Here is a 12,335-nt window from a genome sequence, read left to right on the forward strand (position 1 = left end):
CCGGCTACGCAGGGCGAACGGCGAGATGGACCACGTCGGGGACGCCCCGGGCAACTGTGATCTCTTCGGTCCTAACCCCGGAGAATCCGGCATTACGGAGAGCCTCCTCGAAGGCGGGGGAGGGCTGCGCGGACCACACGGCGAGGACTCCGCCGGGGGTGAGCCGGTCCCCACAGGCCGCGAGGCCGGTGGGGGAGTAGAGGCTGTCGTTGCTCGCGGTGACGGTCCAGTCGGGCCCGTTGTCGATGTCCAGGCAGAGCGCGTCGAAGGTGTCCGGGGCGCTCGCCACGTACGCGACCAGATCGGTGTGCAGGACCTCGGTGCGCGGGTCGGCCAGGGCGGCTGCGGAGAGCGGCGCCAGGGGTCCCGAGCGGTGCCAGTCGACGACCGCCAACTCGCGTTCCACCACGGCGATCCGGCCCCACCGGGGATCGGCGGCGGCGTGCGCGAGCGAGAAGCCGACGCCGAGCCCGCCGATGAGCACCGAGGGCCGCTCGCGGCCGGCCGGCAGCGCGTCGTGCGCGGCGTCCACGAGCAGCCGCTCCGAGCGCCCGTCGGAGGTGTCCATCAGGAACGTGCCGTTGGCGATGATCTCGAAGTGCGGGCCGCGCCGCCGGAGCACGACCTCTCCGTACGGCCCCTCGCGCCGGTCGAGTACGACCGGGTCGGCGATCGGGTCGGCGATGGGCATCGAAGGACCTCCTCGTAAGCGGAGCGAACGGCTCGGAGGCCGACGCGCGGCCTGCGTCAAAGGTTGTCCAATGTGGCACAAGTCATAGACGTGATGGGGAGCGTTCGCAGAGGGTGAGCGTTGTACAAGCGTAAGCATCAAGGCCGGACGATCACCGGCGCGGCTTGTGGTTCCGGGCGCGTGTGCGGCGCCCGGTGGAAGGGGCCTCACCGGTGAACCCTGGAACGACGCGGGACGCGGGGCTGCTCAACGGCATCCCGCGGCAGCGGCCGACGGCTCGGGAGACGGCAGACGAGACGCCGGAGGGCGGGGCCATCGCGAAGACCCCTGTGACGGCCGGGACGCCCGTCGGTCCGCAGGTGCGCGGACTGCTGCGCCGCGCCGTGCAGTTGGTGCCGACCCCGACGGGCACGCCCTTCACCTTCGCGTACACCCTGCTGCTGCTCCTCACGTCGCTGTACGCGGAGTTGGGCGACCCGGACACGGTCCGCACGCTGCTCGAAGGCTCCAGTACCGATGTGCAGCACCTCAGCCGCACGCCCGTGCTGGTGCTGCTCGCCAGCGCGCTGTGGATCGCGGGCGGCATCTCCTCGCCGTGGGCCGTCGGCTTCGTCTTCATCCTCACCGCCCTGGAGCGCCGCGTCGGCGGGGTGCGCACGGCCGGGGTGTTCCTGCTCGGGCACGTGGTGGCGACGCTGGTGACCGAGGTGCCGGTGGGTGTCTCCGTGATGGCCGGGCAGCTCCCGGACTCCTCGCTGCACCGCCTCGACTACGGCATCAGCTTCGGCCTGATGGCGAGCGTCGGCGCGCTCGCCGGGCTGCTGCCGCCGCTGCTGCGGTGGCCGCTGCTCGGCGTGATGGCCGTGCTGCTCACCCAGGACCTGCTGGACATGGTGGATCCGCTGGCCAGTTGGGGCCATCCGACCGCCCTGCTCGTCGGCGTCGTCTGCTGGCCGGTGCTGCGCCGGGCGGACCGGCGCCGGGCCGCCGGGCGCACCGACGAGCCGTCAGCGGTAGCCGACGGGCAGATTGGCTCGTACGTTCCGTAGCGCCGGGCCCTGGTGGATGTCGTCGGTCAGGACGACGTGTCCCCCGTACGTGAACTGGTACATCAGCGCGTCGGCGATCGGGCGCCCGGTCGGGCGCGGCGGCAGATGCGCAAAGTCGGCGTCCTTGAGGGCCGTGCGGAGCTTGGCCAGGGCGTCCGGCGCCAGTGTGCCGGTGGTGGTCTTCCCGTCCCGGCTCGTCGAGGTGTAGGAGCCGTCCTCCTTGACCACCAGCTCGTTGTGCAGCCCCGCGAACCCGCCGCTCACCACCATCTTGAGCAGCTGCGCGTGCTGGGCGGGCGGTGTGGGCGCGGTGCTCCCCGGCGAGGTCGGCGGCGGCGTGCCGGGCGGCGGGGTCTGCGCGCTCAGGGTGCTGCTCGGCGCCGGGGTGGGCGACTTGGAGGCGCCGTCCGCCGAGGAGCTCGTGGAGTCGCAGGCCGTCGCCGCGAGCAAGGTGACGAGCAGCAGCGCTCCGGTCGTCGTCCAGGTCCTGCCCGTGTGGCTCATGCAGCCGAGGATGCCGGATCGGTGGGAGCGAAGTACAGGCTCGCCATCGGCGAGTGCGTCGTCCAGCCGAGCGATGCGTACAGCGCCTGGCCGTCCGGGGTGGCGACCAGGACGCCGGTGGTGGCGCCCGTCGCGTGCGCGCCGCTCTGGAGCGTGCGCATGACCAGGCCGCCGAGGCCGCGGCGCCGGTGCTCGGGCGAGGTCTCGATCTGGTCGGCCACGGCCGTCGCGCCGGTCGGGGCGATCTGGCCGCGCGCGGCGAAGTGGCCCGCCTCGGTGCGGACCAGGACGCGCAGCACGCCGCCGGTGGTCCAGCGGGTGAGTGTGTACCCGGCCGGGACCTCGGCGGGGGCCGGGGCGAGCGGCAGCGTCATCAGGAAGCCGGGCTCGTCGCTCTGCCAGCCGGGGCCGAGCCACGGCCGGACCGTGTCGCCCTCGGCGAAGAGCTTCAGCCAGGTGCCGGGCGCGGTCGTCGCCTCGACCAGCTTGCGCACCGAGGCCTCGTCGGGCTCGGGCAGCACGTGCCGGGAGACCTGCTTGACCTGGCCGACGTCGATGGTCCAGCCCCACGGCTCGGCGACCGGCGCCGCCGCGCCGCGCGACACGACCCACCCCTTGGTCCAGGCCTCGACGAGCTCCGGTACGGATTCCATGGCTGTCCCTCCCGTAATGCCGTTATGGCGATGCGAGTAATGGTCCTTTCTGTTCTGCGACTCTTACAAGAGGTGATCGCTCAGAGCGAACACCCGTTGGGGAACATTCCCTGGCTCACATGCATTGAGTCGGCATAGCTCAACTTGACTGCCGAAGGGGAGATCATGGCTCACTCGTCCGCACCGCTCACCCTGCCTGTGCTGCCGCTCGACGACGAGGTCGTGCTGCCCGGGATGGTCGTGCCACTGGACCTGTCCGACACCGAGGTGCGGGCCGCCGTGGAAGCCGCCCAGGCGGCCGTCCGGGCCGACGGCCCCTCGGCGGGCAAGCCCCGGGTGCTGCTCGTCCCGCGCATCGACGGGGCCTACGCCGCGACCGGCGTCCTCGGCACCGTCGAGCAGGTCGGCCGGCTCTCCGACGGCGACCCGGGCGCGCTCATCCGGGGCGTGACCCGGGTGCGCATCGGCGCCGGCACCACCGGCCCCGGCGGAGCCCTGTGGGTGGAGGGCGCCACGGTCGAGGAGACCGTGCCCGACCCCCTGCCCGGCCAGGTCACCGAACTGGTCAAGGAGTACAAGGCACTCGCCACCGAGTGGCTGAAGAAGCGCGGTGCCTGGCAGGTCGTCGACCGCGTCCAGCAGATCGAGGGCGTCTCGGCCCTCGCCGACAACTCCGGCTACTCGCCGTTCCTCACCACCGCCCAGAAGGTCGAGCTCCTGGAGACCGCCGACCCGGTCGCCCGGCTCAAGCTCGCCACCGAGCACCTGCGCGAGCACCTCGCCGAGCAGGACGTGGCCGAGTCCATCGCCAAGGACGTGCAGGAGGGCGTGGACAAGCAGCAGCGCGAGTTCCTGCTGCGCCGCCAGCTCGACGCCGTACGCAAGGAGCTGCGCGAGCTCAACGGCGAGTCGGAGGGTGAGGAGTCCGACGACTACCGGGCCCGGGTGGAGGCCGCCGACCTGCCCGAGAAGGTCCGCGAGGCCGCCCTCAAGGAGGTCGAGAAGCTGGAGCGCTCCAGCGACCAGTCCCCCGAGGGCTCCTGGATCCGCACCTGGCTGGACACCGTCCTGGAACTGCCGTGGCAGGAGCGCACGGAGGACGTGTACGACATCGCGGGCGCCCGCGCGGTCCTGGACGCCGAGCACGCGGGCCTGGAGGACGTGAAGGAGCGCATCACCGAGTACCTGGCGGTCCGCAAGCGGCGGGCCGACCGGGGCCTGGGCGTGGTCGGCGGGCGGCGCGGGGGCGCGGTGCTCGCGCTCGTCGGCCCGCCCGGCGTGGGCAAGACGAGCGTCGCGGAGAGCGTGGCCCACGCCATGGGCCGCAAGTTCGTCCGCGTCGCCCTCGGCGGCGTCCGCGACGAGGCCGAGATCCGCGGCCACCGGCGTACGTACGTGGGCGCGCTGCCCGGCCGGATCGTCCGGGCCGTCAAGGAGGCCGGGTCGATGAACCCGGTGGTGCTGCTCGACGAGATCGACAAGATCGGCTCCGACTTCCGGGGCGACCCGGCGGCGGCCCTGCTCGAAGTCCTCGACCCGGCGCAGAACCACACGTTCCGCGACCACTACCTGGAGGTCGAGCTCGATCTGAGCGACGTCGTCTTCCTGGCCACGGCCAACGTCCTGGAGGCCATCCCGGAGGCGCTGCTCGACCGCATGGAGCTCGTCCGCCTGGACGGCTACACCGAGGACGAGAAGGTCGTCATCGCCCGCGACCACCTGCTCCCGCGCCAGTTGGAGCGGGCCGGGCTGGACGCCGGCGAGGTGGTCCTGGAGGAGGGCGCGCTGCGCAGGCTGGCGGGGGAGTACACCCGCGAGGCGGGCGTGCGGAACCTGGAGCGCTCGCTCGCCCGGCTGCTGCGCAAGGTGGCGGCCCAGCACGAGACCGGCGAGCGCGCGCTGCCCTTCACGGTCACGCCCGACGACCTGCGCGGGCTCATCGGGCGCCCGCACCACGTGCCCGAGTCCGCCCAGGACCCGGCGGAGCGGCGCACCTCGGTGCCCGGCGTGGCCACCGGCCTCGCGGTGACCGGGGCGGGCGGCGACGTCCTGTTCGTCGAGGCGTCGCTGGCCGACCCGGAGACGGGCGCGGCGGGGCTGACGCTCACCGGCCAGCTGGGCGACGTGATGAAGGAGTCGGCGCAGATCGCGCTGAGCTTCCTGCGCTCGCACGGCGCCGAGCTGGAGCTGCCGGTCGCCGACCTCAAGGACCGGGGCGTGCACGTCCACTTCCCGGCGGGCGCGGTCCCCAAGGACGGCCCGAGCGCGGGCATCACGCTGGTGACCGCCCTGTCCTCGCTGCTCAGCGGCCGTCTGGTGCGCACGGACGTGGCGATGACCGGTGAGGTGTCGCTGACCGGCCGGGTGCTGCCGATCGGCGGCCTGAAGCAGAAGCTGCTGGCCGCGCACCGGGCGGGCATCACCACGGTGGTGATCCCCAAGCGCAACGAGCCGGACCTGGACGACGTCCCCGCGGAGGTCCTGGAGAAGCTGGAGGTCCACCCGGTCAGCGACGTCCGCCAGGTCCTGGAGATCGCCCTGGCCCCGGCGGAGGTTCCGGTGCCGCTGGCTGCGTAAGCAGCCGTATGTACGAGAAGGCCGCCCGGGACGGTTACGCCCGGGCGGCCTTCTCGTAAAGCCGCCTCGCCCGCCCGTCGAACAGCACCGCCGTCGAGGCCACGTCCGTGTCGCCGCCGCTCAGTACGCCGATGAGGTGGCCCCGGTGGTCCGGGCCCCGATAGTCCGCCAGCCAGGGGCTGCCGCTGGTGCCGGTCCAGAAGCCGGCGCAGTCGATCCGTACGTCGCTCGACAGATCGGGGTCCGGGCGGGTGTCGGTGGTGCAGGCGATGGGCCGGTTCTCCGGGTTGTGGTCCTCGTCCGGATAGCCGAAGACGGTCACCCGGCGCCGGGGCCCCGAGCTCCAGTCGGGCTGGGCCGCGCCCACCACGCTCTGCACGCTGCGGCCCCGGGCGTCCGGCTCCAGGGTCAGGAAGGCGTAATCGAAGGAGTCGTCGCCGTCCCCGGACCACCCCTGGTCGGTCTGGACGGCCTTCACCTTCCAGGTCCCGTACGGGTACGAGCCCTTGACCGCGCCGGAGAACCCGGGCGCGAACGCCATCGAGCCCACCGTCCCGGCGTCCGCGCAGTGCGCGGCGGTGGCGACGACGTTGCCCTTGGGGCTGGCCACGACGCTGGCCGTGCACCAGTGCTTGTCGCCGTCGACCAGCACGCCCACGGACGGCAGCCCGGAGGTCGCGGCGGCCGACGACTGCGGGGCGGGCGCGGGCGGCACCTCGTCGGGCCGGTCCTGCTGGGGCGCCGACGCGGCCGACCAGCCGCACCCCGTGACCAGGGCCAGCATCCCCGCGGCGGACACCCGCCCCACCCTTCGCAGCACGCGCATGGCGACCATCCTGTCGTATGACGGGACGCGACGCGGTGAGGCCCCCGGCGCGCGCGTCGGCGTGCCGGGGACCCGCACCTCCGAGGAGGAGAGATCAGCCGTTGGCCAGCGCCTGCAGCCGGTCGTAGGCGCCGTTGAACTTCGAGTGGTCGCCCACCGTCGGGCCGGACGACGTGTACTGCCACATCGTGTAGTAGCCCCAGCCGGCCGGGAGCGTGCCCGGGTCGGTGTTGTAGCGGGCGATCCACAGCGGGTTGGTGGAGCCGAAGGCGGCGGAGTTGCCGGTGCACTGGGTCCACCAGCTGGTGGCGGTGTAGATGACCGCGTCCCGGCCGGTGCGGGCCCGGTACTGGTTCACGAAGTCGCGGATCCAGTTGACCATCCCGGCCTGGGAGAGCCCGTAGCAGGCGGCGCCGTACGGGTTCCACTCGATGTCGAGCGCGCCCGGCAGCGTACGGCCGTCGCGCGACCAGCCGCCGCCGTGGTCCACGAAGTAGTTGGCCTGGGTCGCGCCGCTCGTGGTGTCCGGCGTCGCGAAGTGGTACGCGCCCCGGATCATGCCGACGTTGTACGAGCCGTTGTACTGCTGCGCGAAGTACGGGTTGGTGTAGTACGTGCCCTCGGTGGCCTTGACGTAGGCCCACTTCACCCCGCTGTTCCACAGGGTGGTCCAGGCGACGTTGCCGTTGTGGCTGCTGGTGTCGACGCCCTCGGTCTGGACGACCGTCGAGCCGGTCGGCGCACCGCCGGTGCCGTCGTGGGCGGCCACTCCCATGCCCAGGGTGGCGGAGCCGCGGGCGGGGGTCTGGGCCGCGCCGGACGTGCCGGGGGCGGTGAGGAGGAGGACGAGGGCCGAGAGGAGGATTCCGGCCGCGGCGAGGGGACCGCGACGGGCCGTTCCGGGTCTGTGCACGGGCATTGCGTGCCTCCGAAAGGCGTGGGTGGGGGGACGTGCCGGGGAATCGACATGTCGTTGTGGACATGTCATACAGAAAAAGCTACGCACGTAGACCGTGACGCGAAAGAGGTTCCGGAACTGCCATTGGCCCAGGCCTCTGGCAGGACGACGGAGGCCGGTGCGAGCTGCGCCGGCCACGGGCCGCTGCACATAACTTTCAGCCGCGGGCAGTTGACGGCCCGACGGCCGCACCCGCCGTGCGGCCCGCCTCCCCGTCCGCTCCGCCGGGTCGCGTTCGCGCCAAAGTCCTCATGTCAACTCACATGCCCCATTGAGGAGTTCATGCCCCACGGGCTTGCATGGCCATGACCAGTCGGCGCCCACCGGCGCCACCGGCCTCCCCGCGCGGCCGACGCCGTTTCGCGGGAGGCATCCGCATCGGCCCGTGGAGGAAAGACCTTGCACAAGCCCAGAGCAGGCAGAGCCGGAGCAGGCAGCACCCGGGGGACCAGGACCGGCGCGGGGGTGGCCGCGTTCCTGGGGGCCGCCGCCCTCCTCGCCACCGCCGTGCCGGCGGCCCACGCCGCGCCCCAGGCGCAGGCGCCCGCCACCGACGTCGTGCCCGGCACCGGCACCGCGACCCCCGCCCTCGTCGACGGCCTCCACGAGAGCGCCGACGCCGAGGCGGCGCCCGCCGACGCGGCCCGGAGCCACCTCGCCGCCAAGGAGAGCCGCTACCGGATAGCCGACCCCGGCCGCGACCTCACCCCCGTACAGACGCTGAAGCAGGGCGCGGACGAGACCGTACGGCTCCAGCAGAAGCACCGCGGCGTCGAGGTGCTCGGCGGCCAGTACGTGGTGCGGATGGAGAAGAAGGACGGCAAGCGCGTCGTCACCGGCACCTCCGGCAAGTACTTCACCGGGCTGACCACCGGCACGCGGGCGACCGTCGCCGAGGACGTGGCCGTGCGCCGGGCCGTCACCTCGGTCGCCGCCCGCATCGGCGGCGCCACCCTCGGCAAGAAGGACGTCCAGCCCTCCGAGGGCGCCAAGACGAAGGCGGCCGCCGCGCTCTTTGGCAAGGCGGGCGGCCTGGTCGTCGTCCCCAAGGGCGCGGGCATCCTCACCTACCGCGTCACCGTGCGCGGCACCGACACCGCCACCGGCAGGCCGGTCCTGCAGGACGTGTACGTCGACGCGCACGCGGGCTTCCCGGTGCTCCAGTACAGCCTGATCAAGACGATGACGGCGCCGAAGCCCGCGGGTGGGGCCGCGAAGCCCGCCGCCGCGCCGAAGGCGCCCGCCGCCACCACCAACCCCGGCACCAGCGGCACCGGCGTCAAGTACAGCGGCGAGCAGGTCCCGCTGGACATCTACTTCGACGACGCGGCCAAGCAGTACAGCCTCGTCGACTACGCGCGGATGGCCACCACCAGCAAGAACACCCTGCACACCTGGGACGCGCGCGCGGTCGACGTCAACGACGCCTCGGGGCGCTGGCCGGCCGGGCTCAAGGAGTTCACCAACGCGGCCCCCGACTACAGCGGCGACGCCACCGCCGCGGGCGCGGTCGACGCGCACTGGGCGGCCGGGCAGGTCTACGACTACTACAAGAAGGTGCACGGCCGCGACAGCCTGGACGGGCGCGGCATGACCATCAACTCGCTGGTCGGCGTGACCTACGCGGGCGGCCCGTTCGTCAACGCCTTCTGGGACGGCCAGAAGATGGTGTACGGCGCCGGGGACGAGCAGTACAAGACGCTCTCCGCCGACCTCGACGTCGTCGGCCACGAGATGACCCACGGCGTGGTCGAGAACACCGCGAACCTCGTCTACGCGGGCCAGTCCGGCGCCCTCAACGAGGCGCTCGCCGACTACTTCGGCAACGCCATCGACGTCACCGCCAGCGGCACGAAGATGGACGACCCGGACGCCGGGCTCATCGGCGAGGACCTGTGCCGCACCACCAAGCCGCGCGAGTGCGCCTTCCGCGACCTCAACGACGGCCGCACCACCGCCAAGGACTACCTCGGCGTCACCTTCGGCACCGACAACGGCGGCGTCCACCTCAACTCGACGATCTTCTCGGGCGCCCTGTGGGACATCCGCCAGGACCTGGACCCGAAGGACCCCTTCCTCGCGGACCGGCTGGTCTACAAGGCCCTCTCCACGTACATGACCCCGCTGGACGGCTACACCGAGGCCCGCAACGCGGTCGTCGCGGCCGCCAAGGACCTGGGGCTGTCGGCCAGGCAGCAGAACGTCGTCAAGCGGTCGTTCAACGCCCACGGCATCGTGCCCGGCTGGGAGAACGCCATCGGCGTCGACTCCGACCGCCTCTTCGGCAAGCTCAACATCGCCGGTACGGGCACGGCCGCGGGCGGCGGCTGGTGGGCCACGTCCAAGTCCAACGACGACGGCAGCGAGGCCTACTCGGTCTACGCCGGGCGGGTCGACGGCAGGGGCACGCCCAGGCTGATCAGCCCCAACGACGGCCGCTACCACGTGTATCCGGCCACCGACGGCAAGACGGTGGTGTGGGCCGCGTTCGGCACGACCAGCCTCGACATCCTCTCCCGCCCGATCGCGGGCGGCCCGATCAAGACGCTGTACACCTCGTACACCAACGTCCAGAACCTCCACGTGGAGAACGGCACGGTGGTCTTCGAGTCCTTCGACCCGTTCGGCGGGCGGCACGTCGGCTTCCTCAAGCCCGGCGACCGCGAGCCCACCTGGGTGGACGGCGGCAAGTACGAGCTCGGCACCGGACTGCCCTCGCTGAAGAACGGCAGGATCGCCTACGCCAAGCTCTACCCGGGCGAGACCGACTACAAGATCGGCACCGAGACGTACGACCTCGCCACCGGCAAGACCCAGCTCGCCCAGCAGCTCGGTGAGCCGCAGGCGATCGGCCAGACCGGCATCACCGGCAAGAACGTGTTCTGGCTGGTCGACGAGAACCCGGCCGACCAGGGACAGATGGCGGTGCGCAGGTCCACCCTGGAGGGCACCGGCACGGCGGACATCAGCGCCGAGTCCGGCCCCGGCGCGCTGATCCCGTTCGACCTGACGGCGTCCGACGACGCGGTCACGGTGAACACCCTGCTGCCGGACACCCAGTACCGCAATGAGACCCTGCCCAAGCTGTGGCAGCTCAGCGCCGACGGCACCCGCAGGGAGCGCCTCTCCTGCAACCGCGGCGAGCAGCTGTACCCGTCCGCCGCGGGCGGGCGGCAGGTCGTCTGGCTGGACGGCACCACCGGCTGGACGGACCTGGTCACCCGGGAGCGGCCGGCCGGCACCTGCTGAATGCGCTCCCCGCATGACGCGTAATTGAGCCAAAGGGCCCCCGGTGCTCGGCGCCGGGGGCCCCTGTCCAGCGGGGACTGGGAAATACTGTCCCGTCGGGACAGCGTGGGATGGGAGCTGATGTGCACGGTCCGGACCAGGAGTTTCTCGCACTCGAACGCGAGCTGGCGGTGTTCCTGAGGCGCGCCCGGGCGTCCTCCGGCGAGATGGCCCGCGCGGTCCATCCGGAGCTGGAGGCCGCGGCCTACGGGCTCTTCGTGCGCCTGGAGGAGGGCGGCCCGCAGCGGGCCACCGAGCTCGCCGCGTACTTCGGCGTGGGCAAGGCGACCATGAGCCGCCAGCTGCGCGCCCTGGAGGACCTGGGCCTGGTGGCGCGCGAGCCGGACCCGGCCGACGGCCGCGCCTCGCTGGTACGCCTCACCGAGGAGGGCCTGGCCCGCTTCCGCCGGGTCCGCGACGCCCGCCGCGCCCAGTACGTCACCAAACTGGCGGACTGGGACCGCAAGGAAATCGCAGAACTGGCGAGACTCCTGCACCAGCTGAACGCGAGAGCGGACATGCAGGAACCGGGGGCACAGCTGCGCCCCTAGGGTCGCAGCCCTTCAGGGGCGCGGTGGGGGCCCCGCCGCGCCAGGGCCGCCTGCTTTTAGGGACGCGGTGAGGATCCCGCCGAGCACCGGCCCCCTGCCTTCAGGGGCGCGGGGAACTGCGCGCCCAGCCCCCACCGGCCCGCAGCCGCGACTCAAAGCTCCACATACACGGCGGTGGCGTCATCGTGCGTCTTGCTGCCCCGCAGATACGTACGCCCGGCGGCATCGGCCCGCTCCAGCTCCCGCACCCTGTCGATCAACCCCTGCGGCCCGGCCTTGCGCAGCAGAGCGAGACACCCACCCCAGTCGCCCTCGCGAAACGTCTCGACCCACCGGCTGGCGCCATCACTGAGCGCGGCCAGTGCCCGTACATCCCTCACAGGGGTGCGACCGGTAATGGCGCGCGAGGCCACAGAGGGATCCGCCGCGGCGGTGAAGAACCCCCCCTCCCGGTTACGGGCCACCGCATCCGCCACGGAATCCGACACCAGCACGGACCGCGGCACCCGGTCGAGCCGGTCGTCCAGGACCGCCCGGACCACCCCGTCGGGCGACGACAGCAGCAGGACGGAGTCGGACAGCACCAGATGCTCCACGACCTCCTCGTCCCAACGCGCCACGACCACCGTCGCCTGAGGCGTACGCGGGTGAGAAAGGTCACAGGTGTCACGGTGGGCGTCCGCGGTGCGCCTGATGGACTCCGCGAGGATCCCGCTCAGCGGTATGTCGCGCCGCGAACCGGACAGTTCGGTCAGCGCGCCGCCGAGCCGCGCGGTGAACCAGGACACGTCGTGCACACAGTCCCCGTTGCCCGGCGGTGGGGTCACCCCGTCGAGCACCACCAGCACCCCGCCCCGTCCGGCGGCGGGCAGCACGGTGGCGGCCCAGTCCTCGTTGGGGCGGGCGGGGTCACCGGGGGCCGTGGCGAGTTCGATGCGCATACGGCCAGTCTGCACGACGCCTCCACGCGGCCTCCATGACGGCCAATTGGCCTGGACCACTGGGCCGGAAGGCGGCTCCGAGCCGGGCCCGACGGCCCGTCGGGAAGCTGTGGGCGGGCATCCTGCCAAAGGCCGCGCGGAAGTTCCAACCGGCCTTCCGCACGAGCGGTGGCGGCCATTCCGCGGGAGTTGATGGCCAACTCCCGAGTGTTGTTCACTCGTTCGGGTGGCGGAGTGGATGTTGCATGCCTCCTTCCGAAAACCACTGGAATGGTCGGAAGCCGTGCAGGGGTGGGA

Annotated in this window: 10 protein-coding genes; 4 read left to right on the forward strand and 6 right to left on the reverse strand. The window is 72.4% G+C overall.

All coding sequences use genetic code 11. The features are described 5' to 3' along the window. Window positions 1–4 precede the first annotated feature (4 nt). Entirely contained in the window at window positions 5–691 is a 687-nt protein-coding gene (locus IE252_RS16430) for a spermidine synthase family protein (protein ID WP_190090122.1), read from the reverse strand. 212 nt (window positions 692–903) lie between these two features. On the opposite strand from IE252_RS16430, the gene IE252_RS16435 reads away from it, so the two are divergent. Then, window positions 904–1,740 carry a rhomboid-like protein gene (locus IE252_RS16435; RefSeq protein ID WP_190090123.1) on the forward strand — a complete coding sequence of 279 codons (837 nt, stop codon included), beginning with the start codon at window positions 904–906 and terminating at the stop codon, window positions 1,738–1,740. Here the strand turns inward: IE252_RS16435 and IE252_RS16440 are convergent. Continuing rightward, entirely contained in the window at window positions 1,699–2,244 is a 546-nt protein-coding gene (locus IE252_RS16440) for a hypothetical protein (protein WP_190090124.1), read from the reverse strand. The two genes, IE252_RS16435 and IE252_RS16440, sit on opposite strands and share 42 nt — an antisense overlap. After that, the gene (locus IE252_RS16445) at window positions 2,241–2,897 is read right to left on the reverse strand and encodes a GNAT family N-acetyltransferase (protein ID WP_190090125.1); all 657 of its coding nucleotides are present in this window, start codon (window positions 2,895–2,897) and stop codon (window positions 2,241–2,243) included. The genes IE252_RS16440 and IE252_RS16445 overlap by 4 nt, the downstream gene beginning before the upstream one ends. A gap of 165 nt (window positions 2,898–3,062) precedes the next feature. On the opposite strand from IE252_RS16445, the gene lon reads away from it, so the two are divergent. Continuing rightward, a complete protein-coding gene (gene lon / locus IE252_RS16450; RefSeq protein WP_190090126.1) occupies window positions 3,063–5,474 on the forward strand; it encodes an endopeptidase La in 2,412 nt (803 codons plus the stop codon). A gap of 34 nt (window positions 5,475–5,508) precedes the next feature. On the opposite strand, the gene IE252_RS16455 is transcribed toward lon, so the two are convergent. After that, window positions 5,509–6,300: a trypsin-like serine peptidase gene (locus IE252_RS16455; RefSeq protein WP_229848432.1), complete on the reverse strand. Its 792-nt coding sequence runs from the start codon at window positions 6,298–6,300 to the stop codon at window positions 5,509–5,511. A 94-nt stretch (window positions 6,301–6,394) separates the two neighbouring features. Next, entirely contained in the window at window positions 6,395–7,219 is an 825-nt protein-coding gene (locus IE252_RS16460) for a lysozyme (protein ID WP_190090127.1), read from the reverse strand. 438 nt (window positions 7,220–7,657) lie between these two features. Here IE252_RS16460 and IE252_RS16465 point away from each other — a divergent pair, with 438 nt between their 5' ends. Both IE252_RS16465 and IE252_RS16470 read left to right on the forward strand, forming a co-directional pair. After that, a complete protein-coding gene (locus IE252_RS16465; RefSeq protein ID WP_373298558.1) occupies window positions 7,658–10,507 on the forward strand; it encodes a M4 family metallopeptidase in 2,850 nt (949 codons plus the stop codon). A gap of 110 nt (window positions 10,508–10,617) precedes the next feature. Then, complete coding sequence (locus IE252_RS16470; RefSeq protein WP_190090128.1) at window positions 10,618–11,097, forward strand: MarR family winged helix-turn-helix transcriptional regulator; 480 nt, start codon at window positions 10,618–10,620, stop codon at window positions 11,095–11,097. A gap of 152 nt (window positions 11,098–11,249) precedes the next feature. Here IE252_RS16470 and IE252_RS16475 read toward each other — a convergent pair whose 3' ends face one another. Then, a complete protein-coding gene (locus tag IE252_RS16475; RefSeq protein WP_190090129.1) occupies window positions 11,250–12,038 on the reverse strand; it encodes a hypothetical protein in 789 nt (262 codons plus the stop codon). Between the last annotated feature and the right edge of the window lie 297 nt (window positions 12,039–12,335).

This window comes from Streptomyces melanogenes, assembly GCF_014649795.1.
Classification (GTDB): domain Bacteria; phylum Actinomycetota; class Actinomycetes; order Streptomycetales; family Streptomycetaceae; genus Streptomyces; species Streptomyces noboritoensis.

Bases quoted from the DNA above. Each gene is read 5' to 3' on its own strand.
- IE252_RS16430 (WP_190090122.1), bottom strand. From the start codon at position 691: ATGCCCATCGCCGACCCGATCGCCGACCCGGTCGTACTCGACCGGCGC.
- IE252_RS16440 (WP_190090124.1), bottom strand. From the start codon at position 2,244: ATGAGCCACACGGGCAGGACCTGGACGACGACCGGAGCGCTGCTGCTC.
- IE252_RS16445 (WP_190090125.1), bottom strand. From the start codon at position 2,897: ATGGAATCCGTACCGGAGCTCGTCGAGGCCTGGACCAAGGGGTGGGTC.
- lon (WP_190090126.1), top strand. From the start codon at position 3,063: ATGGCTCACTCGTCCGCACCGCTCACCCTGCCTGTGCTGCCGCTCGAC.
- IE252_RS16455 (WP_229848432.1), bottom strand. From the start codon at position 6,300: ATGCGCGTGCTGCGAAGGGTGGGGCGGGTGTCCGCCGCGGGGATGCTG.
- IE252_RS16460 (WP_190090127.1), bottom strand. From the start codon at position 7,219: ATGCCCGTGCACAGACCCGGAACGGCCCGTCGCGGTCCCCTCGCCGCG.
- IE252_RS16470 (WP_190090128.1), top strand. From the start codon at position 10,618: ATGGGAGCTGATGTGCACGGTCCGGACCAGGAGTTTCTCGCACTCGAA.
- IE252_RS16475 (WP_190090129.1), bottom strand. From the start codon at position 12,038: ATGCGCATCGAACTCGCCACGGCCCCCGGTGACCCCGCCCGCCCCAAC.